A 22,305-nucleotide genomic window follows, 5' to 3' on the forward strand; every position below is an offset into this window, starting at 1 on the left:
TCAGCCTTTAACCTGGAAACGACGGCGCAGGCCCTCGCCTAACAGGTTGAACGTAATGATTAGCAGCATCATGGCAAATGCGGGATAGACTACGAATTGGAACTTCCCTAACCAGATGTCCGCTCGATGCTTGGACAGAATCGTCGCCCAGTTGTACCCGGTCTCCACGAATTCCATAACATAATAATTAACTTCCTTCCACTCATGACCAAGAAAGATATTCACGATCGCGAGTTGACCAAGCAGCAGCATGACCTTTCCCATGTCCAAACAGAAGTTGACGATGACTTCAGGGAACATGACCGGAATATAGTAATTCTTTGTCAATGTCCTCGTGCGAAGTCCTAACGCGGTTCCGGCCTCCATGTAAGGCTCGCTGGCCATCTTGTGGGCCTGCTGTTGAATCGTGATGGCCACCCGCCCGGCTTCGACGCTAGCCAGAATCAGAATGGCCCAGCCCATCCGCTGCTGGGAGAAGAGAAAGAACGGAAGCGCAAGCAGCAGCGCCGATGCGAAGACTGGCGGCAAATAGGAGCACAGCTGGTTCCAGAAGGTAATGAGCCGGTGGGTGAACCCCTTTTTCTTGCGGGCAATCAATCCCAGGGGCACGCCTATCGTATATCGGACAGCCGTAATCGCAAGCACAAGCAGAATCGTATCCTTGGCGGTCACAACCAACTTGCTCAGGTTATCGACCCCCCTCTTATCCGATCCAAGCCAGTTCTTCGAGGAAGGTTTATAGGGCGGAAGGGTCAGCTTCTGCTTTCCGTCCTTCATGACCCATCTGGAGGGTTCCTTCTTCAAATCCTTATCAATGAAGGGCATGTAAGGCCCCGCCAGCATAACGAAAACAAAGAAAGCAAGCAAAATGCTGCCTATCCATAAAGGGAAGTTCTTCAAGACGACTCACCTCATTTCTTATCGTGGATCAAAGTACTTGCGTGCCGAATGACTGATCCATTGGACGATCATGAACAGCACCATGAAAGAAAACGCGATATAAATAATGACCCCCGGCTCATAATTGCCGCCGGTGCCGCTGAACGTGTTGAAGTCCAGCGCCTGAAACAGTCTCCATGCCGCTCCCGGATAGTTTCGGTAATATTCCACGACGAGCAGGTTGGACAATATGAAGACGAGCAGGCCTGGAAGATGGGTCAGGATGGTCGCGATGCCGTTGCGCAGCATATGTTTATATACGATCTTTCGGTCACTCAACCCCTTGGCTTTAGCCAGCAGTATATACATCTTGCCTTCCTGTGCGAGCAAAGAAGCCGACGTGATTCGGGCAATGAAGAAAATCGGGTAAATCGACACGAGCAGCGAAGGCAGCACGAAGGCCTCCCAGCCGTCAACCGCAAAATAACGGATAGCCGGTACATGCTTAACGAGCACCCACTGGGCGATCAGCATCAGGAAAAAATCCGGAACGGATTGGAACAGCCATGTCGTCCAGTGTCCCAGCACGCTAAATTTGGTCTTGGACAATTTGTAGTCCAGGACTCCCTTCAGAATACCTAACACGAATCCTATCAGTAAAGCGGATACAATAACGAGCAGGCTTTTGCCGACGGCTCCGAAAGCAGCCGCTTCCGAAGACTGGTCGATATACCGCGTTTCTCCCAGCGTCCCGTTCTGAATGGCGGCTGCAAAATAATCCCGTATATACGTAACATACTCACCCAGATCAAAGGAATAATTCGTCACCCACAAATTGCCGTCCAGCGACAGATTCAAATCCCTTGGAACCAGGACAATGAGGACGATAAATATAAATGCGAACAGGCCGGTTACCGTCGTTTTGAACATTTGTGTTCTTAATCTCATAAAATCCTCCCACACAAGGTTTCAGCCGTACCCTCTTGTTTCATCTGCTTCAATACTTATTCTACTACTACCATATATCTCCTAAATCCGTCCAGATGAAAATACAAAATTTTACTTCTTATATTTCCGCATCATGTATTGCATTCCAACTTTTGTCATGCATATAGCACTTAACTGCCGCTTGCCGTTCCTATCAAATTGCAATCCATGACAAAAGAATATACTCTGATTGTATATACATCTCATTGGAGGAGGTTCTACGGCGATGTCCATCTATGAATATGAAGTAAAAACGATACGCGGCGAGTCCCAAACGCTCAAATCTTATGAAGGCGACGTTATGCTCATTGTCAATACAGCGACCAAATGCGGCTTTGCCCCTCAATTCGACGGTCTGGAGAAGCTGCACCAAACTTACCGCGACCAAGGATTGGCCGTTCTCGGTTTCCCCAGCAGTCAGTTCATGAATCAAGAGCTGGAGGAGGACTCCGCGATCGAGGAGGCCTGCAAGCTCAATCATGGCGTCACCTTCCCGTTGTTCTCCAAAATTGATGTGAATGGCACGAGCGCTCATCCGCTCTACAGGCATTTGACAAGAGAAGCTCCCGGCGCATTGGGCATTAAAGCTATTAAATGGAATTTCACCAAGTTTCTTGTGGATCGCAGCGGCAAGGTGGTCAAGCGCTTTGCCCCAACGGATACTCCGGAGAAAATAGAAGAGGATATCAAGAAGCTGTTATAAATGCAGGGAAACACCTATCCCCATATCCTTTGGAGCAGTCAGTTCGAATCAAACCGGAGACCGCGGCAAATACAGGCAGCCGATTCGGCTAAAAAAGGGCTTGCCCGAGGTCCATCGACCTTGGGCAAGCCCTTCATGTTATGCGGTTCGGCATCGTCAAGCTTTGCCATTGCATCCTTTGTATGCTGGCTGCTCTGTCAACTCCCTACTCGGGGAGCTGACTGTACGATCTTCATACCGTGTGCGGCAGCTCGCGCACCCAGACGGCCATTTCATTCTCGCCGCGGTTGCCCCATAAATAGTACGGAATGGCCTTTAATGCCGCGGGAAGCATCTTTTTCGGAGAGGAACGATACAGCTCATCGCCCCAATCATCAGACTCTTCAAGCCATCCATCCCCTTCAATGACAACGGCCCCGCCGAGAAGATCCGGATCGAATCGCGAATGAAGCTTTGGATCGCCTGCGAGCGACAGCGAGGATACCGGCGCTCCATGATCGACGCTCTCCAGGCAGTATACGAGCGGCCCGCGCTGAATCGCGGCCTTGCCGGCATTCCCCCGAATGTGGGGATTGGCTCTTACTTGATGGATCTCCATGGAGAAAACCAGTTCCACGGTGTCTCCCGGTGCCCACACTCTCTTCACGTAAGCATAACCGTCTTGGGTAATATCCTCCACGATCACCTCTTGCCCGTTCACCCGCATAACGGCTTTGCCGCGCGACCAGTCCGGAATACGGAGAGCGACGGTCCACTCGGCGGCCTGCTCAGGCTCCATCGTAAGCGTAACATTCCCGTCCCATGGCAGCGCGCTGGTCTGGGTTACCTTCACCGGCACGTCCCCGAACCGGATCTCCGATTCACCGCCGATATACAAATGGGTATACAGCGTATCGTCATTCATCGTATACACGTATTCACCCATCGACGACAGCAGTCTCGCCACGTTCGGCGGGCAGCAAGCGCAGGCGAACCATCCCGGCCGAACCGGCTTCACATGGAACTTGCCCGGATTATGACGGCAGGCTGTAGGCCATACCTCAAGCGGATTCACATAGAAGAAATGCCGTCCGTCCTGAGCCATGCTGCCAATGACCGTGTTGAACAGCGCACGCTCCATCACGTCCGCATACTCCGATTTGGGTGACAACTGCAGCATACGCTGGGCAAAAAAGATCAACCCGATGGATGCGCAGGTCTCGGAATATACGGTATCGTTCGGCAGATCGTAATCCGTCGTAAACGCCTCGCCATGATGAGTGGAGCCGATCCCCCCGGTAATATACATCTGTTTATGGACCATGTTGCGCCACAAGTTATTGCAAGCCTCAAGCAGAGCCGGGTCCTTCGTTCTGGCGGCCAGATCCGCCATCGCCGTGTACATATATACGGCCCGGACCGAATGCCCGACCGCCTCCTTCTGTTCCCTGACCGGCAGGTGGCTCTGATGATAAGCCAAATGCGGTGCGTGCAGTACCGAGCGATAGAAGGATTTCTTCCCGCGCTGTTCCCACTCCTGAAGGAAGAAGTGGGGTTCTGTCCCACGCTCATCTATGAAATACTGACTCAGACTCAAATATCTCGGCTCTTGGGTTACCTCATACAATTTGACAAGTGCCAGCTCAATCTCCTGATGGCCGTCAAACCCATGGATTTTCCCATCCTCGGGTCCAAAGACGGTATCGATGTAATCCGCCAAGCGGCACACCACATCCAGCAGCTTCCGCTTCCCCGTCGCCCGGTAATGCGCAACTCCGGCTTCTATCATGTGGCCGGCGCAGTACAGCTCATGGCAATCCGTCAGATTGGTCCAGCGCTTCTCCGGCTCCTTCACCGTAAAATACGTATTCAGATAGCCATCCGGCTGCTGGGCAGCGGCCACAAGATCGATCAGCTCATCCACCTGCTCCTCCAGCTTCGGATCCGGATGAATGGCAAGCGAATACGCCGCAGCCTCAAGCCATTTGGCGACATCGCTGTCCTGAAACACCATACCGCCAAACTCCCCCTCGCCCCTGCCGGCAGCAATTCGAAAATTGGACACGCCATAACTCGGCTCCACGCCCGGAATTCGATCATGGAGGGCTTCATATTGGTATGGGATCACCACTTCCCTTACCAGCTCTATGTAACGGGACCAGAAAGGGTCCGTCAGTTTCACTTGCTTAAGGGGGACGGCAGCTGAACGCGAAGTAAGAGTTATCATCTTGGATACACACTCCTTTTGGAATTCGATAGGATAAAGCCTCGACACTTCCCATTCTACGTTCTATGATAGGATGAAAACGATAACAGAATTGACCTAATTTCTTATACGATTTCACACTTCCCTGGAGGTGTTACCATGACGGAACGGGGTGTTCTTACCTTTCCTTCGCCGCCGCTCCCCTACTTCCTTGAATGCGGAAAAACGCATTATATGCCGGGCGAGTCGCATCCCAACCGGAGAAACCTTGGCGTCTTCGACCTCATCCTCGTTCAACGCGGCTGCTTGTTTCTGGGTGAGGAGGACATGCAGTGGGCACTGCGTGCCGGGGATATGGCCGTATTGATGCCGGACGCGCACCATTACGCTGTACAAGGGTGCCAGGTGGAAACCTCCTTTTATTGGCTGCATTTTCAGTCCGCGGCATCGAGCACTGCCGATCATGAGTCGATCTCACACAATATCAAGCTGCCAAGACAAGGCCCTGTCCCTTATCCGGAGCAAGCCTATCATCTGTTCGATTCCCTGCACCTGCTGGCAACGGAACCGAGATCCACGGCATTTTGGCGGGAACAAACGCTGTTTATCGAGCTGCTGGAGCTGCTGGACCCGTCGAGATCGGATCAGGAACAATCGCGGGTACGTAAAATCGCGGAGCAGGTGGAGTCCTATATCAAAATGCATTACCGTGAGCCCATCAGCAACGCACGTTTATCGTCCGACCTGCATTTCCACTACAATTACCTGACGCGCTGCATGAAAGATTCGCACGGCTTGACGCCAACGGAATACCTGCTGCAATACCGCTTGGACCAGGCGAAGCGGCTGCTGCTGACCACCCAGTGGTCCATGGCGCGTATTGCGGAGCATGTGGGATTTCAATATCCGCCCTATTTCTCGCGCCGCTTCTCCGCGCGTTTCGGCCTGTCGCCGCTGCAATTCCGAAAGCAGTACACGGAGTAAAAAGCCGTATGGGACCTCGGTCTGCGCCATTTGCAATATTCTGCCGTTCGGTTGGCGTTTAGGATCCGCGGTGCCTTGCGGAGCAGCGGGCTAGCGATGCGTTATCAGCGCAAAAAGAGACGGATCCCTCGCGGGCCCGTCTCTCATGGATCGATTGCGTAACGTTATTACGCTTCATTCGGCAGATTAAGCTGCCAGGATACGCCGAACTTGTCCGCGATCCAGCCGAATTTTTGGCTAAAGCCATAGTTGTCCAGCGGCATCATCGCACCTCCGCCATCAATTAATGCCCCATACACCTTCTCGATCTCCGCTTCCGATTCGCAAGTCAGATAGATGGAGAAGGAAGGCGTGAACGTGAAATCATGCTTCACATTGCTGTCGATGCACATAAACGTTTGCCCCTTCAACGAAAAGGCGGCATGCATAACGCTTCCCTCGGCTCCCGGCTGATTGGGGCCATAACGGACAATGCTTGTAATTTCGGAATCCTCGATAATGGAAATGTAATGGTTCATGGCTTCTTCGGCATTACCTTGAAACATTAAAAACGGGGTAACACTCTTCATGGCAAAACACTCTCCCTTGTTCATCAGATTAGGATGGGTAGTTTATCTTTCCTGTCTCAAGCAGCTGCTTCAATCCCTCAAACATATAACCCCATCCATGTTCGGTCTGGGTATGATACTCCGTCAGCGCCTTCTCGATATCCTCTGCGGTCCAATCTTCCTCGTGAGGGACAACGATCTCTTGCGTGAATGTCATTTCGCATCCCGCATCCACGGCTTTGAACTCAACCGTTATTTGGTCCACGGTTTCGCTGAACTGGGGCATCCTGAAGGTAAGCACCAGCTTGTGGGGCCGATCGATTACAAGATACTCCCCAATGGCCCGGTACTCCTTGCCTTCCCGAACGTCAACAATCTCCCAGGTTCCGCCTACCCGAGGATCATTACGGGCGATCTTGTTCGTCGTTTCCAGCGTAAACAACCATTTGCACATCATGTCGGGGTTTAACCAGGCATCAAATACTCGTTCCGGCGCTACCTCAAACAAGCGTTTCATGACCAGCGTGGTTGTAGAGGCATTCTCCAATGTTAATCATCCTTCTCATATTCAAAGTGGTATTCCGTCTGTTTCCCTACGTTCTCATCGTTGTCCAGTATGTCCAGCCGTATTCCTAATGCTCCTCCTTCTTCGCTTTGTTCAGCTCGTGTTCCAATGCATCAAATTGCCGGGTCCAGAATCGTTCGTAGAATTGCAGCCATTCCAGCGCCCTGGACATGACGCCCGGATTGAGGCGACAGGTATGTGTCCGACCCTGAATGGATCGATCCAGCAGGCCGGAGCGCTCCAGCACCTTGATATGCTTGGAGGCTGCCGCAAGCGACATGTCAAACGGCTCGGCCAGCTCGGATACGGTCATCTCCCCCGCAGCGATCATGCGCACCATCTCTCTTCGGGTCGGATCAGCCAGCGCGTGGAAGATGTGATCCAGTTGTTCTTCGTTATTTTGTTCAACCATATGGTTAACTATAATGAACGGAACTCATAAAGTCAACCAATCGGTTGAATATTAAGCAACAAAAAAGCCAAACCCTCCATTTAAAGGGCCTGGCCACGATAATTCTTTAACTTAGTCCTGCTCCGGTAACACTTTACGCTCGCCGCAGCATTTTTTATTCGATAACCTCATCAAGCAGCCGCTCCAGCTCGTCATAACTCGTCACGGTATGCTGTGGTTGATGCTCCGATTCCGGCCCTACGCTCCGGTGATTGAACCAAATCACATGCCAGCCCGCAGCTAGGGCGCCAACCACATCATTGCGCCATGAATCCCCGATGTAATAAGAGCCCTCCGGCACCGTTCCGGTCAACCGATTCACATGGTGGAAGATTCGCGGATCGGGCTTGTCCCAGCCCACCGCTCCGGATACGAATAGACGCTCCTCCGGTATGAGATCACCCAGCTGCATCGCTGCTATTTTGTTCATCTGGTGTTCTGCCGGACCATTGGTAATCAAGCCAACGACATGCCCGGCATCCGCCAATTTCTTAAGAAGCTCCCGGGCGCCTTCAAACATCGTGATGTTATACTGCCGGTCCAGATAGGTCTGCTGTACCGCCTCAGCCTCCTCGAGGGTCAGCTGTATGCCGAATTCGGCCAACGCGAATTGGAAACGACGCCTGCGCATATCTTCAACCGCTTCCCCGTAAGCAGCCGTGCCAGCCCCTCCGAGCTCTACGGACAGCTTGTCGCTGTAATAGCGCATCCGGTGATAGGCGGCTTCATAAGGAAAAGCGACATCGGGCCTGGCAACCTCCTGAACGGCATCGCGAAAAGGCGCCAGATGGTCATACAATGTATCATCCACATCGAAGAAGATTCCCTTCGGTGATATTGGTGTCTTCATACGCATCCCTCTTCCTCATTCGATCTCTCTATTGTACCCGCATCGGCACTACCCGGGTCAAGCCTATCTGTTAATAAGTTCCTTTCCTATGATATGATGGCATTAAAGAGGCAGGATACATCAACTGGAGCATGCTACTTACCTACGGCAGCCAAGACCTCCAATTGTAATGCCCGATTATGTACCCGGATAAGGAGATGAATAATGATGACCAAGGATATGACCGAAGTGTGGAGTAAGGATTTCGTTCCCGAGGGCAACCGTGCCAGCAACGTGGATCGTTTCACCGGCTTTGAGGATACCTATGATCAGCATCGCCCCGAAGCTCCCCAGGAGGTTGTCGCCCTGCTTACAGGCTATTTAGAGCGCAAGCCCTCTCTCGTTGTCGACTTGGGATGCGGCACGGGACTGTCCTCGTTTGCATGGAAAGACGCAGCGGACCAAGTCATCGGCGTCGAGCCGAATGACGATATGCGGGGCAAGGCTATGGCCAAACTGCAATCGCTGCAGCAAGAGGGCGACGCCACTCACGGTGTGCAGCTTGCCGACATCAAGTTCGTCTCCGGCTACTCGAACCAGTTGGCGCTCCCGGATCAGTCCGCGGACATCATCACCTGTTCCCAGTCCTTTCACTGGATGGACCCGGCCAGCACGTTGAAGGAGGTTTCCCGCGTTCTGCGTGAGGAAGGGATATTCGCGGTATATGATTGCGATTGGCCGCCGAGCCTGACCTGGAAGGTCGAGCAAGCATACCAAGAGCTGATTGAACGGGCAGAGGCTATCATCGACCGCCATGTGGAGACACAGGAGAAGGCTTATAAAGGGAATAAGAACGAGCATTTGAAGCATATCCGGGAGAGCGGGGTATTCCGGTTCTCCAAAGAGATCGTATTCCATCATAGGGAGCCGTTCACCGCCGAACGTTATACCGGCCTTGCCGTCAGTCAAGGCGGTATCCAGACCGTGTTCAAGCTGAAACAAACCGAATTGAACGATAAAATCGCACAGTTCCATGCGCTGGTCGAGGAGCACTTCCAAGGGCGGACTCTTCCCGTGATGCTCAGCTACCGCATGCGGCTTGGCATTAAATAAAGCAAGAAGCATCGAAAGGGATAATCCCGAACTCCTCGCGCATCCTGCGGGGGAAGGGATATGAAGTATAACCGGCGTGTCTGAGAGGTTTGTGGTTCACCGAACCAACTCAGCGCGCCTTTTTCGTTAGCGAATAGGTCAGCCCCTCCCGCATCTACTCCCTATTAAGAATGATTACTTGTACAAGGAAATCATGAGACGGACGATATTCTCCGACGTTCTCTCCACGTTTAGCTGTCCGTTGTCCAGCGCCTCCGCTAGCGTAACAGCGCCTGGAACGATGCCAAAAATAGCGTCTATCCCTTGATCATGCAACACCTCGATCCCGTCACCGATCCGTCCGGCAAGCGCGATAACGGGCTTGCCGTGCTTTTTCCCCACCATCGCAACACCCAGCGGAGTCTTGCCGTACTGCGTCTGGTAGTCCATCCCGCCTTCGCCGGTCCACACCATATCCGCCATGCGCACTTTCTCCTCAAGTCCCGTATAGTCGATGACCAGTTCGATTCCCTTCTTCAGCGTCCCGTTCAGGAATACCATGAGGCCCCCGCCAAGACCGCCTGCCGCGCCGGCGCCGGGATAATCGGTGATATCTTTGCCCAACTGCTGCTTGATCACCCCGGCGTAGTTCCGAAGATTGCGATCCAGCTGCTCGACCATCTCCGGCGTGGCACCTTTCTGCGGTCCGAATACATGGGAGGCCCCCGTCTTCCCGCAGAGGGGATTGGTCACATCGCATGCGACCTCGACCTCGACGTGCTGCAGTCGAAAATCCAAGCCGCTTAAGTCAAAACTTGCAAGGCGACCCAAATCTCCGCCGCCAACGGCAAGCTCTTTCCCTTCCGCATCCAGCAGCCTGCCGCCCAGGGCCTGAACAACCCCGGCTCCGCCATCATTGGTCGCGCTGCCGCCAATGCCGATCAACAACCGGCTCACCCCATGATCCAGGCAAGCCCGGATCAGTTCACCTGTCCCATAGGTTGTTGTCACCAGCGGATTCCGCTGAACTGGCGGTACCAAGTGAATCCCGCTTGCGCTGGCCATTTCCAGCACCCCGGTGCCGCCATCCCCTGAAATACCATAGGCCGCCTCCACCTGATCCCCCAGCGGACCCGTTACCATGACGGTATGCACCGTACCTCCCGTAGCGTCAACCAGGGACTGCATCGTACCCTCACCGCCGTCCGCCATGGGCACATGGATACAGGTCGCCTTCGGATTTCCCTTCTTGATGCCGCGTTCCATCGCCTCACAGACTTCTTTGGCGGTCATGCTCTCCTTAAATGAATCGGGTGCGAGTACAATTACACAATCCTGCTTCACCGTTATCCCCTGCCTCTCCTTCATCATTCTTATGTAGGAAACGTTATCCCGGCTCGCGGGTATGAATCTCATCCGGGGCCACATGGGCAATGGCCTGCATCGTCTCGAATTGGCCGCTGGAGCCGACTTTGCCGGATAGCAGGGTACCGAGGATGCCGCCCGCGAAACCAATCGGAATGGACACGATGCCCGGATGCTTGAGCGGGAAGATCGCTTCCGCCCGGATCCAGCCGGCCCCGGGATCCATCACGTTAGGCCCCACGGCCATGAGCAATAAGGAAGATATCAATCCGGCCGCAATGCTCGACATGGCCCCATACGTATTAAATCTCCGCCAAAATAGCGTGAACAGCAGCACCGGCAGGTTAGCCGAGGCAGCAACCGCGAACGCAAACGAAACGAGGAACGCCACGTTCAGCTTCTGCGCGCCGAGTGCGAGCACAATCGAAGCGGTGCCAACCACGATGGCCGAAAGTTTGGCCACTCTCATCTGCTGTGCCTCGGTCGCCCGTCCCCTGCGGAAAATGCTGCTATAGACGTCATGAGCAAATGCGGAGGATGCCGTCAGCACAAGCCCGGAGATCACGGCCAATATGGTTGCGAAGGCAACAGCCGATACAAAGGCCATTAAGAATTCGCCACCCAAAGCGCTTGCGAGCAGCGGCGCTGCCAGCTCAACCCGATCCGACAAAACGGACCAATCGACGAAGGCTGCTGCCCCAAATCCAAGAAAAATAGTCATGGCATAAAAGATGCCGATCGTAAACGTTGCCGTTTTTACCGACGAACGGACCGTACGCGGGTCTCTTACCGTGTAGAAGCGCGCAATAATATGCGGAAGGCCCGCTGTCCCCAACACCAGCGCCATATTAAACGACAGCATGTCCAGCGGGTGGTCGAACATATTACCCGCCATCAGAAACCGCTCCTGCAATGGGGTCGCCCGCTTCATGGATTCGAATAAGCCAAGCAGATTCCAATCGAACCTTGCCAGCACGATGAGACTCACGATAAAAGTGCTGCTGACCAGCAATATGGACTTGACGATCTGCACCCAGGAAGTCGCGAGCATGCCGCCGAACGTGACGTAGACGGTCATTAAACCTCCGACCAGCACGATGGCGAGCGACGTTTCCAGCCCGAACAGCAAATGGACGAGCCACCCCGCACCGACGAGCTGGGCAATCATGTAGAAGACAGTGATCATCATGTTGTTGACGGCGATGCATCCACGCAGCCGTTTCTCGCTGAACCGGACCGCCACCGCATCCGCCATCGTATACCTGCCCAGGTTATGAAGCGGCTCGGCGATGATGTACTGCACGATCACATAGGAGGCAAGGAAGCCGATCGAATAGAAAAAGCCGTCGAAGCCGTACACCGCAATGGATCCCGCGATGCCAAGGAAGGACGCCGCGCTCATATAGTCACCGGAAATGGCCAAGCCGTTTTGCAGCCCGCTCAGGCGATTGCCCGCTGCATAGAAATCATTCGTGCTTGTTGTTCGCTTGGCGGCATAATACGTAATCATTAACGTGCCGACCACAATCGCCAGAAAAAAAACGATGCCGGATATGTTCATGTGGCGTGCATGCCTCCTTCCGCTTCAGCCTGAAAGCCTGTTATTCCTTTATTTTACGATAAAATGACAAAAAAAGGGCGGTTCCCTGCGCCGCTAAGCAGCTGGATACACCCTTTTTGGTCAAAGAATTAGATCCCGATTACGCGCCCGTATTGGCCTTGACCAGCACTTCGGCATACTTCGCTTCATCCTTGGAAGAGGATAACAGCGTGCCGACATAAGCTGCCAGGAAGCCAAGCGGAATGGAGATGATGCCCGGGTTGCTCATCGGGAAGATCGGATCGCCAATCAAAATCGCTTTGCCGGCCGGATCCCATATATTCGGACTAAGCGCCACAAGAATCACCGTGCTGATTAACCCTGTCAGCATCCCGGTAACCGCGCCTGTCGTATTAAACCTCTTCCAGAATACCGTGAACAGGATAACTGGTAAATTCGCGCTGGCCGCAACGGCGAAGGCGAGCGAGACAAGGAATGCCACGTTCATCTTCTGGGCAAACAACGCGAGCAGAATGGAGACAATGGATACGCCAATCGATGCGTACCGTGCCATCTTCAGCTGCTCCTTCTCCGACGATTCGCCGCGGCGCACGATCTGACCGTAGAAATCATGGGCGAAGGCCGATGCGGCGGACAGCACAAGGCCCGTCACCACCGCAAGGATCGTCGCGAACGCAACCGCCGAGATGAGCGCGAACAGGAAGTCCCCGCCAATCGCTTTGGCCAGGAGCGGCGCAGCCATGTTGCCCGCTTTATCGACCTCGGTAATATCCGCCGCGCCGACGAAGGCGGCAGCCCCGAAACCGAGAAAGATCGTCATGACATAGAAGATGCCGATAATCCAGGTAGCGTAGACCACGGAGCTGCGTGCCGTCTTGGCATCCTTAACGGTAAAGAAACGGGTCAAAATATGCGGCAGACCTGCCGTGCCGAGTACGAGGGCAAGGTTGAGCGACAGCGTCTCCAGCGGGATTTTGTATTTATTCCCGGGGTTGAGGAATGCCTCCTGCAGCGGCGTGGCCGTCTTCATATGATGGAACATCTGGGTCAGGCTGAAATCGAATTTGGCGAAGACGATCAGCGAAATGATGAACGTGCCGGCCATGAGCAGCACGGCCTTCGAGATTTGAACCCAGCTCGTGGCATGCATGCCGCCAAAGACAACATAGATGGTCATGAGCACGCCGACAATCAGAACGGACGTGACATAATCCAGTCCCAGCAAAAGCTTAATCAGCGCACCTGCTCCAACCAGCTGTGCGATCATGTAGAAGATGGAGATGGAAATCGTGTTCAGCGCTGCAACGCCGCGCACTTTCTTGTCGGAGAAACGAGCGGCAATCATGTCCGCCACCGTATACTTCCCGAGATTCCGCAGCGGCTCGGCGACAAGGTACAGCACCACCAGGTAAGCTACGAGGAAACCGATGCTATAGAAGAAGCCGTCAAAGCCGACTAACGCGATCGAGCCTGCGATACCAAGAAAAGAGGCAGCAGACATATAGTCGCCGGCAATGGCTGTCCCATTCTGCCAGCCTTTGAGCCCTCCACCTGCCGTATAGAAATCGCTGGTGTTGGTTGTTTTCTTGGCAGCGTAATACGTTATAATCAGCGTGAGCATTACAATTCCGCAAAACAACGCGATAGCCATAGTCGATTACGCCCCCATATCCTTTTTAATATCGTCTACCATACGGTCAAACTGAGCCGCCTTGCGGGAGTACAGGATGCACAAGACCCAAGTCATGACAAACTGCGCGAATGCAAATACCCATGCCCACGTGATTGGGCCGATCGCAGGGTGGTTCAACACGTCGGTGTACGAAGTGAGAATCGGCAGCGCAAAGTAAAACAGAAGAAAAAAGACGGTCATCGGAATAATGAACCGTTTCTTGCGGGAGAGCAGCGTTTTGAATTTTTCGGAATGCCATACTTCGGTATAGCTTTTTTCTTCCATTGCCTTTCCCTCCATTAACGATCAGGATCTATTGCGTCTCCCATGAATGAAAGCGCTTTAGAATGATTATATACAGGAGGACTGCCTGCGACCACAGCTCCTGCGTGAAACGTCCGATAGGGTGCGTGAAAGGGCGGATATGCCGCCTGAACGGGGAGACATCCACCGTTCCCCACGCGTGCTTCTCCCTAGGCCTCTCGAAGCAACCGGAACAAATCCCGGGCGGCCTCGCGAGACAAGGGAATCATCGTCCGCTGCTCATCCTTTAACACGATATTGTAAGCGCCGTTCTGCCAAGGGGACAGCTCCGCAATCCGGTTCACGTTAACCAGGTAGCTGCGATGAGGCCGAAAGAACGAGTAACTCGCAAGCTTCTCCTCCAGCTCCTGCAGCGTGCTCTTGCTCGTAATCCGCTGGCCTTCCGCCGTCCATATGCGAATAACCCGTTCCTCGCGCACCGCGTACAGGATCGCCTCAGGATCGACGAGCACATGTTTGTCCCCATCATCGAATAGCAGTTTGCCGCGCATGCTGCGAGGAGCAGCCTCAGTGGAAGGATACGAAGCTGCCTGGAGGGCGACATCATAAGCTTCCTCCTTTGGGGTGGCTTGCCCTTCTTGAACCCTGCTGCGAATTCGCTGCAGCGTTTCCTTTAATCGCATATGGCTGTAAGGCTTTAGCAGATAATCAATCGCATTCAGACCAAACGCCTCGACAGCATACTCGTCATAGGCTGTCGTAAAGACAATTAAGGGCGAGATCGGGGAGGCTTTCAGCATTCGCGCAGCCTGCAATCCTTCCAGCTCCGGCATATGAACGTCGAGAAAGACGACATCCGGCTGCCGTAAGGGAACAAGCTCGAGCAGTTCCCTGCCGTTCGCGGCATGAGGAAGCAGCTCGATATCGGGCTCCTGTTCCAGAAGATAAGCCAGCTCCTCCCTTGCCAATCGTTCGTCTTCCGCTATCATCGTTTTAATTCGCTTCACGGTACCGGCTCCCTTCCGATAGACTGCAGGGGATGCTGAAGGATATGCTGCATCCGCCCTCTGCAAGATTCTCTACGATGAGTCTGGCTTCCTTGCCAAACATGCTGATTAAACGCTGATTGATATTGTAAATGCCGTTTCCCGTACCCTCGCTGCCGATGATCGGCTGTTCGCCGAGGCTGTCCAGCACCTCAGGCGAGATGCCAGCCCCGTTGTCCCGCAATTGTACAACCGCCATATCGCCCGCCCGCTTTAGGGTCAACTGGATGAGGCCCCCGCTCGCCTTATCCCGCAAGCCGTGCTTGATGCTGTTCTCCACCAGCATTTGCAGCGTCGCGGGCGGAATCATAAGCTCGCCAAGCACCGGATCCAGCTGGCACTCAAACGTGAACTGATCCTCGAACCGGATTTGAATAATGTCCAAATAGGCATTCAATAGCTCCATTTCCTCACGAATGGTTGTTCTGCGGGAGGCCATGACCTTGACGTTCAAGCGCATGAACGCCCCCAGCTGCATCGTGGCATGTCTTGCCCGCAGCGGATCGCTCCGGATCAACGAATGGATCGCATTGAGCGTATTGAACAGAAAATGCGGGTTGATCTGCGCCTGCAGAAGCTTAAGCTCCGCCTCTTTCATTAAATGGCTCATCTTCTCGTGGGCCGTGGCCCCGAGCTGATAGGAAATCAGCTGTCCAAGCCCCTGGGCCATGACCAGCTCCACGCGCCGAATATCCTGCGGCCGCTTGAAGTAGAACTGAATGACGCCTACGATCTGGCTACCTTCGATCATCGGGACCAGAATGGCCGCACCGAGTGCCGGATGCCGGGGTTGAATATCTTCCGCATTCTCTATGATCCGAAGCTCGCCGGTCGCGATGACATTCTTGGTCAAGTCGGATCTGATCTCTTCTCCGGGATCAATGGTACGGCTCGCGGCGCCGGCATGGGCCAGAAATCGCTCCGTGTCCGTAATGGCGACTGCCGTTGTTTTCAGCTCGCGCAGCAGCAAGGTCGCCACGGCCTGAGCCGTTCGGTACGTCAAGCCCTGCTTCAGATGCGGCAGCGCCGCTTCCGCGATATGGAATGCCTTCTCCGTCTCGTAAGCCGCTGCCCGCTCTTCCTCGGTGAGCGCAACCCGCAGCATCGTCGTGAAGATCGCAATGGATATGCTGTTGGTCAGCACCATCGGCAGACCGATCAGGTTGACCAGCTCCACCGCGCGGTCCGGCTCATCTGAACAGATCAAAATAACGCCCATGTGCAGGATCGGAGCGAACATGCCGACGAATAACGCTTTTGCCGGCGAGATCACCCGCTCCTGCGAGAAGAATCGGGCTACGCCCCCGGCCAGGGCACCCGTAAGCGGTACGGCGATAGCTCCTGCCAGCCCCGTGTAGCCGCCGATATACAGGAGATGAGCTCCCGCCAGAAGCCCGCCCCCGATGCCGACGCGGGGCCCGCCGATTAGCCCGCCGATCACAACGCCGACCAGGGCGGAGTGGGCCAGCGCCTGTTCCCCGGTCAGCCGCACCAACCAGAAGGAGGAGCTCGACTCGCCATTCTCCACGACAACGCCTGCATACGCCCCGAGGATGCCGAAGAGTCCAAACAGGCAGGAATAGATGAACATTCGCGTGCCGGACATCTCTTTGCGGTCCAGCAATTGGCGGAACAACGGAATTCTCGTCAGTATAAAAGTCAGGATGAGCAGCATGCCCATCCGTTCGAACAGATGCAGCGTCAACTCCTGCATGGACATCCCTCTTCTTTGATGGAGTAGGAATCTTCATCTGACGGTCAGTGGACGGTATCGATAAATATGATAAGTGTGAATGCGGTTTCATTTCATGCAGTAAAGATTATATAGTACAGCGATGATTTGGACAATAAAAAGGAATAACATGAAACTTATGTAAAAACATTCGAGCGGAGATCATATCCTAACGGGCACTCCAAAAAACCGTATCCCCGCGGTTAAGCGAACGATACGGCCAGTAAACAGCTGCAAGCCAAAACAGCCAAACATATCCCCTCATTCTGATGTGTAAGGTCACTTTGGAATCACAAGGCCTTACGAGCCGGTCGAATTGGGTTTTCCAGCTCTTCTCCGGGATATCGACCACTTCCGAATGATCTGATTCGTCACCTCCGATAGCAGCAAACCCAGCGCGATGGCACCTGAAATCATGAAGGCTTGCGCCCCTAGCTGAACAGCCTGATCAAATTGATTCTGGGCGACATGCCGAAGGGCATTATAGGCGACTCCGCCCGGCACCAGCGGAATAATCCCCGACACGCTGAACACGATAATAGGCGTCTTGTATTTTTTGGCGAAAAAATGGCTGATGATCGTTACGCAAAAAGCCGCAAACACGGTGGCCGTCACCGGCTCAACCATCATGTTCTGCAGCATGATGTAGAGCAGCCAGCCCACCATGCCGGCAAACCCGCACTGCAGCAGTGCTTTTTTGGGTACGTTAAATATGATCCCGAAGGCCGCCGAAGCAACAAAACTCGTGATGAGCTGCTGTATATAAAAGGTTGCCACCATCTTCACCTCCACTCACACATCTCTTAGAATGACAACGTAAACGCAATGCCCGCGCCGATGGCAAAGGACGTAATAAAAGCCTCCGCGCCTTTGGACAAGCCGGATATCAGATGCCCCGCCATTAAATCGCGGATGGCATTGGTGATCAGCAAGCCCGGTACGAGCGGCATCACGGAGCTGATAATGATCGTATCCAGCTGATGGCCGAATCCGTATCTGACCATCCATACGGAGGTGATGCCGATGACCAGCGCTCCCGAGAATTCGGCGAAGAATCGCACCGGTATGACCCGATGCATGAATACAAAGCAGGAGAAGCCAAGACCGCCCGCAATGGCCGCCGGTACGAAATCCGGCCAGATGCCGCGAAACATAATGAGGAAGCAGCCGCTTGCGATCGCTGACAGGAGAATCAGCAGCCATGTCGGATAGATCGCCTGCTCATGCTCGATTTTCTCAAGCGCACGATGAGCCTCTTCAATCGTCAGCTCACCGAGGCTTATGCTCCGAGATACGCTGTTGACTTGATCGATCTTATCGAGATTGGTTGTCCGATCTGAAATACGAATGAGCCGCGTAATATGCTGAGGCTCCTCGACCGAGAAGATAATCCCGGTCGGAGTCATATAGCTGTGGCTGTTCTCCACGCCGAAAGCCGCGGCGATCCGCATCATCGTATCCTCGACCCGATAGGTCTCCGCACCGCTTTGCAGCATGATTTTGCCTGCTAACAAGCAGACCTTGATGATGTCATGCTCCCGCTTCAACAAGTCATTCAAAACGACAATCCTCCTGCTGAACACATTTCGATTCAGAATCTTTGCCTATATTATAGTATCATTGCCATGATAAAGCATAGGATATGCTTTAAAGCAGCACTGCAGCAGCTGCAATCGTTCTGTCCAATGCCCATCATCGACCACAAAAAGCCCCCCGAACGATCGGGAGGCTTCTTTACGATTTATCCTTCGAATCGGCTTAATAGGCACCGCGAATGTGCATGGCTACCTGCTCCTGATAGAAAAGCGCAAGGCGTTCTTTCTCCTCCATGCTGAACGAAGGCACGTCCAGCGTGCCCAGGTTGTCTTCGATCTGGCGGACGCTGCGGAAGCCGGGAATCACGGCAGTGACCTCCGGGCAATCCAGAATCCAGCGCATGGATGCACGGGCCATGTCGCCTCGGCCCTCGGCAATCCAAGCGAGCTCTCTGGCGAGCTCGACACCCTTTTCGAACGGGAGTCCGGCAAAAGTCTCGCCCACGTTAAACTGCTCGCCGTTGGCATTGAAATTCCGATGATCCCCTTCGCTGAAGGTAGTGCTCTCCGTAAATTTCCCGGTCAAGAGACCGCTGGCAAGCGGCAAGCGCACCAAAATGCCGACACCCGACGCTTTGGCCTTCGGGAGCAGCTGGACCAGCGGTTTTTGGCGGAACAGATTAAAGATAACCTGCAGGGACCTCACCCCCGGTACCCCCAGGCAAAACAGTCCTTCCTCCACCGTTTCCACACTGACGCCATAATGCCTGATTTTCCCCTCGGCCTGCAGCTTGTCCAGCGCTTCAAACACCCTTCCGTCCTTCAATACCTCGAAGGGAGGGCAGTGAACCTGATAGAGATCAATCCGCTCCCGCTGCAGCCGCTTCAGGCTGTTCTCGCAATAACGGCGAATCGACGCCTCCGAATAGGTCTGAAGATCATGAATATCTCCGGCACGGCAAAATTTGGTGGCGATATGCACCGAAGCCTCCCTGCCTTTGGTTGCGCGTGCGAGCAAATCCTCCGCATGCCCATCTCCATATACGTCGGCCGTATCGAAGAAGTTCACGCCTTCGCCAATGGCGCGATCCAAGCCCTTCAAGGCTTCCTCATCGTTGGTCTGCCCCCATGAACCTCCGATCGCCCAAGTGCCGAAGCTGACCTCGCTAATGTGAAGCTCCGTATTTCCCAATTGTCTGTAGTTCATCGACGATATAGCCTCCTCATCCAACTGCCATACTAGTTCACACTACTAGACTAAACGTTAAATCGCTTTCATTCAATCCATATATGACATTTACCTATTTTGCCACGGGTTGTTGACAATTCATTCCATCGCTCCTATAATTACTATCATTAGATATCCAACGTTGGATATCCAGTTGTGAAATTTCCCTTCACATACACATCCTAAGGAAGTGACCCAACATGACCAACCTCATCCTGCTCTCATTCCTGCGCCAGCGTCCGATGCACGGCTATGAAATTCAGCAGCTTATTCAGGCCAGCCGCATGGACCTATGGACGAATATTCTGTCCGGCTCCATCTATTATGCACTTAACAAGATGGAAAGCGACGGTTGGATTGCAGCCACCGCTGAAGAGCGGACCGGTGCAAGACTTCGCAAAATTTACAGTATTACGGATGAAGGCGAGAAGTTATTCCAGAAGATGATCCGCGAAACCTTGACGCTTCCTCCCCACACCGTCAAATCCGACTTCTCTCTTGGTTTGGTCTGGATCGAGAACATTCCGAAGCAGGAAGCGGTGGAATTGCTGCAGCAAAACCTCAAGCAGGTGGAAGAATCGCTGGCACAATGGCATTCAGGTAAAGAAATCAAGGGACAGTACGGCTTATCCAAGATCGCTCTAGCTACCTTCGATAATGCAATCTCGATCCTGGAACAGGACATCGCCTTTCTCAACAAAATCATAACACTCGTTCAAGAATAAGCCTCAGCATCAGCTGCGGCTTTCATTTACGGTATATACCCAACATTGGATATATAATATGGTTAGATCGGCGCAGCCGCATGGACCTTCCGCCCGGATGCGGAGCAGCCTGCCGTATGGAAGCAAGGAGCCGCGAAGAAAGCTGCATCGATATAACGGCGTATAAAATCCGATAAGCCCCTTGTATAAAAGACATCTCATGCGGTATACTGAACAACAATATCAACATCAGGCCGATGAAGAGCTTCCAACTCCGAGGCGTTCTCGTCAAGGGGATCCGATCCTACAACCGATCAACGATCCCCCTAAGTTAACCGGACCCGCCCGTTACCGCGGAATCAAAGTGGATTGAACACGGACCGCCTGTTTCGTGATTAGGTTACGGTTCAATCAATTTGGGTGGCACCGCGAGCGCATAAGCGTCCCTCGTCCCATATGGACTAGGACGCTTTTTTATTTTTTTCAGAAGAAGGAGCGCGGTGATTATGCTAGATATGAAATGGATCCGAGAGAGCACTGAGAATCAGGAAGAACTGCAGCGAGTGGCTGACCAGAAAGGCATCGCCCTGTCGGTTGCCGAACTTGTCCGGCTGGATGACCAGCGTCGGACGCTGCTGCTCGCCGTGGAGGGATTGCGGCAGCAGCGCAATGCCATCTCGCAGGAGATCAGCACGCTCGTGCGGCAAGGAAAACAGGAAGAAGCCGAACGGACGAAACAGCAGGTCAAGGACATCAACGATCAGTTGGCCAAGCAGGAAGAGTTATACCGGGAGGTTGAGGACGCCTACAACAAGCTGCTCATCCTTGTACCGAATATCGTTTCGCCGGATACGCCGATCGGAGCTTCGGATGAGGACAATGTAGAGATCAGACGGGTTGGCGAGCCCCCCGTGTTTGATTATGAATACAGGGATCATGTCACGCTCGGCGAGCTGCACCGGATGATCGACATTCCCCGCGGCGTCAAAACCGCCGGCACGCGCAGCTACTACCTGACCGGCGTCGGCGCAATGCTGCATCGAGCCGTTCAGCAGCTGGCGGTGGATATGCTGGTCGCCAAGGGTTTCACCCTTATAGACGTGCCGTTAACCGTAAGGACGGAGGCCATGCAGAATACAGCCTTCTTCCCGCTTGGTCAAGATCAGGCTTTTCAAATAACGGAGCAAGATAAGTGGCTCGTCGGTACGTCGGAAGTGCCGTTGGTATCGTTCTATAGCGGCGAAGTCGTCGATGTGGCGCAGCCGATTCGCCTGGCTGCAGCATCGCTGTGCTTCAGGAGCGAGGTCGGCTCGGGCGGCCGGGACGTCCATGGCTTGTACCGGGTGCATCAGTTCGCGAAGGTGGAACAGGTCGTTCTCTGCGAAGCCAGCGCGGAAGCCTCGGAGCAGCTTCTGCAAGAGATCACGGCCAATGCCGAGGAGCTGCTGCAGAAGCTCGAATTGGCTTACCGGGTCGTTGCCGTCTGTACCGGAGATATGTCGCAGAAAACGTACAAGCAATACGACATCGAGACATGGATGCCAAGCCGGAAGGCTTATGGGGAGACCCACTCGTCGTCGAATCTGCTCGACTTTCAGGCGCGTCGCTCGAACATCCGCTACCGGGACGCAGAAGGCAAGCTGCGCTACTGCCACACCCTGAACAATACGGCCGTGGCTTCGCCGCGAATTCTTATCCCGCTGCTGGAGAACCACCAGCAGCCCGACGGCTCGATCCTCATTCCGAGGGCGCTCAGACCTTACATGAACGGGATGGAGCGGATTGAGCCTCCAGCCGATTTAGTCATAGGGTAAGAAGCTGCAGTACGAATAGGGTGCGAATCCGGCCCTGTCATCTGAGACAATCCATCCGCAACGACGCATAAAGGCAGCCGGTGATCCGGCTGCCTTTACTCTTGTTTGTGTTCTATGGTCCGCTATGCTGTTCTCGCCAAACCTTGCCGCTGGACTGGAGG

22 protein-coding genes are annotated in these 22,305 nt (G+C 53.9%); 5 read left to right on the forward strand and 17 right to left on the reverse strand.

Features of this window, described 5'->3' with window-relative positions; translation table 11 throughout:
* Together PLA01S_RS12905 and PLA01S_RS12910 are read right to left on the reverse strand one after the other, a co-directional pair.
* Entirely contained in the window at nucleotides 1–900 is a 900-nt protein-coding gene (locus PLA01S_RS12905; protein ID WP_127592562.1) for an ABC transporter permease subunit, read from the reverse strand.
* An 18-nt stretch (nucleotides 901–918) separates the two neighbouring features.
* Nucleotides 919–1,827 carry an ABC transporter permease subunit gene (locus tag PLA01S_RS12910; RefSeq protein ID WP_127592563.1) on the reverse strand — a complete coding sequence of 303 codons (909 nt, stop codon included), beginning with the start codon at nucleotides 1,825–1,827 and terminating at the stop codon, nucleotides 919–921.
* Nucleotides 1,828–2,092: 265 nt separating this feature from the next.
* On the opposite strand from PLA01S_RS12910, the gene PLA01S_RS12915 reads away from it, so the two are divergent.
* A complete protein-coding gene (locus tag PLA01S_RS12915) occupies nucleotides 2,093–2,569 on the forward strand; it encodes a glutathione peroxidase (RefSeq protein ID WP_127592564.1) in 477 nt (158 codons plus the stop codon).
* 38 nt (nucleotides 2,570–2,607) lie between these two features.
* On the opposite strand, the gene PLA01S_RS32815 is transcribed toward PLA01S_RS12915, so the two are convergent.
* Nucleotides 2,608–2,739, reverse strand: coding sequence for a hypothetical protein (locus PLA01S_RS32815; RefSeq protein WP_272868144.1), 132 nt, complete (start codon nucleotides 2,737–2,739; stop codon nucleotides 2,608–2,610).
* A gap of 62 nt (nucleotides 2,740–2,801) precedes the next feature.
* The gene (locus PLA01S_RS12920) at nucleotides 2,802–4,775 is read right to left on the reverse strand and encodes a glycoside hydrolase family 127 protein (protein ID WP_127592565.1); all 1,974 of its coding nucleotides are present in this window, start codon (nucleotides 4,773–4,775) and stop codon (nucleotides 2,802–2,804) included.
* A gap of 138 nt (nucleotides 4,776–4,913) precedes the next feature.
* On the opposite strand from PLA01S_RS12920, the gene PLA01S_RS12925 reads away from it, so the two are divergent.
* Complete coding sequence (locus tag PLA01S_RS12925; protein ID WP_127592566.1) at nucleotides 4,914–5,738, forward strand: helix-turn-helix transcriptional regulator; 825 nt, start codon at nucleotides 4,914–4,916, stop codon at nucleotides 5,736–5,738.
* Between the two features lie 167 nt (nucleotides 5,739–5,905).
* Here PLA01S_RS12925 and PLA01S_RS12930 read toward each other — a convergent pair whose 3' ends face one another.
* From PLA01S_RS12930 to PLA01S_RS12945, 4 genes are all read right to left on the reverse strand, one after another.
* Nucleotides 5,906–6,307, reverse strand: a complete 402-nt coding sequence (locus tag PLA01S_RS12930; RefSeq protein ID WP_127592567.1) for a VOC family protein — start codon at nucleotides 6,305–6,307, stop codon at nucleotides 5,906–5,908.
* 28 nt (nucleotides 6,308–6,335) lie between these two features.
* Nucleotides 6,336–6,833 (reverse strand): SRPBCC family protein, encoded by a 498-nt coding sequence (locus PLA01S_RS12935; protein ID WP_127592568.1) that lies wholly within the window; start codon nucleotides 6,831–6,833, stop codon nucleotides 6,336–6,338.
* Between the two features lie 85 nt (nucleotides 6,834–6,918).
* On the reverse strand, nucleotides 6,919–7,263 hold the full coding sequence (locus tag PLA01S_RS12940) for an ArsR/SmtB family transcription factor (RefSeq protein WP_127592569.1): 345 nt from the start codon (nucleotides 7,261–7,263) through the stop codon (nucleotides 6,919–6,921).
* 154 nt (nucleotides 7,264–7,417) lie between these two features.
* Entirely contained in the window at nucleotides 7,418–8,158 is a 741-nt protein-coding gene (locus PLA01S_RS12945) for an HAD family hydrolase (RefSeq protein WP_127592570.1), read from the reverse strand.
* Nucleotides 8,159–8,359: 201 nt separating this feature from the next.
* Between PLA01S_RS12945 and PLA01S_RS12950 the strand changes: the two genes are divergently transcribed.
* Entirely contained in the window at nucleotides 8,360–9,244 is an 885-nt protein-coding gene (locus PLA01S_RS12950) for a class I SAM-dependent methyltransferase (RefSeq protein ID WP_127592793.1), read from the forward strand.
* 174 nt (nucleotides 9,245–9,418) lie between these two features.
* Here PLA01S_RS12950 and PLA01S_RS12955 read toward each other — a convergent pair whose 3' ends face one another.
* The 9 genes from PLA01S_RS12955 to PLA01S_RS12995 form a co-directional block, all read right to left on the reverse strand.
* Nucleotides 9,419–10,567, reverse strand: coding sequence for a glycerate kinase (locus tag PLA01S_RS12955; protein ID WP_127592794.1), 1,149 nt, complete (start codon nucleotides 10,565–10,567; stop codon nucleotides 9,419–9,421).
* Between the two features lie 43 nt (nucleotides 10,568–10,610).
* Complete coding sequence (locus PLA01S_RS12960) at nucleotides 10,611–12,149, reverse strand: solute symporter family protein (protein ID WP_127592571.1); 1,539 nt, start codon at nucleotides 12,147–12,149, stop codon at nucleotides 10,611–10,613.
* Between the two features lie 139 nt (nucleotides 12,150–12,288).
* Entirely contained in the window at nucleotides 12,289–13,800 is a 1,512-nt protein-coding gene (locus PLA01S_RS12965) for a solute symporter family protein (RefSeq protein ID WP_127592572.1), read from the reverse strand.
* Between the two features lie 6 nt (nucleotides 13,801–13,806).
* On the reverse strand, nucleotides 13,807–14,106 hold the full coding sequence (locus tag PLA01S_RS12970; RefSeq protein WP_009593006.1) for a DUF485 domain-containing protein: 300 nt from the start codon (nucleotides 14,104–14,106) through the stop codon (nucleotides 13,807–13,809).
* 188 nt (nucleotides 14,107–14,294) lie between these two features.
* Entirely contained in the window at nucleotides 14,295–15,092 is a 798-nt protein-coding gene (locus tag PLA01S_RS12975) for a LytR/AlgR family response regulator transcription factor (RefSeq protein WP_127592573.1), read from the reverse strand.
* Entirely contained in the window at nucleotides 15,079–16,845 is a 1,767-nt protein-coding gene (locus PLA01S_RS12980; protein WP_127592574.1) for a LytS/YhcK type 5TM receptor domain-containing protein, read from the reverse strand. Before PLA01S_RS12980 ends, PLA01S_RS12975 begins: the two co-directional genes overlap by 14 nt.
* A 318-nt stretch (nucleotides 16,846–17,163) precedes the next feature.
* Complete coding sequence (locus PLA01S_RS12985) at nucleotides 17,164–17,643, reverse strand: threonine/serine exporter family protein (protein WP_076323830.1); 480 nt, start codon at nucleotides 17,641–17,643, stop codon at nucleotides 17,164–17,166.
* Between the two features lie 23 nt (nucleotides 17,644–17,666).
* Entirely contained in the window at nucleotides 17,667–18,422 is a 756-nt protein-coding gene (locus PLA01S_RS12990) for a threonine/serine exporter family protein (protein WP_127592575.1), read from the reverse strand.
* 199 nt (nucleotides 18,423–18,621) lie between these two features.
* Nucleotides 18,622–19,605, reverse strand: coding sequence for an aldo/keto reductase (locus tag PLA01S_RS12995; RefSeq protein WP_127592576.1), 984 nt, complete (start codon nucleotides 19,603–19,605; stop codon nucleotides 18,622–18,624).
* A 221-nt stretch (nucleotides 19,606–19,826) separates the two neighbouring features.
* Between PLA01S_RS12995 and PLA01S_RS13000 the strand changes: the two genes are divergently transcribed.
* Entirely contained in the window at nucleotides 19,827–20,351 is a 525-nt protein-coding gene (locus PLA01S_RS13000) for a PadR family transcriptional regulator (RefSeq protein ID WP_127592577.1), read from the forward strand.
* A 485-nt stretch (nucleotides 20,352–20,836) separates the two neighbouring features.
* Nucleotides 20,837–22,144, forward strand: coding sequence for a serine--tRNA ligase (gene serS, locus PLA01S_RS13010; RefSeq protein ID WP_127592578.1), 1,308 nt, complete (start codon nucleotides 20,837–20,839; stop codon nucleotides 22,142–22,144).
* Nucleotides 22,145–22,305: the final 161 nt, after the last annotated feature.

The sequence above is a fragment of the Paenibacillus lautus NBRC 15380 genome, assembly GCF_004000945.1.
Lineage (GTDB): Bacteria > Bacillota > Bacilli > Paenibacillales > Paenibacillaceae > Paenibacillus_AQ > Paenibacillus_AQ lautus.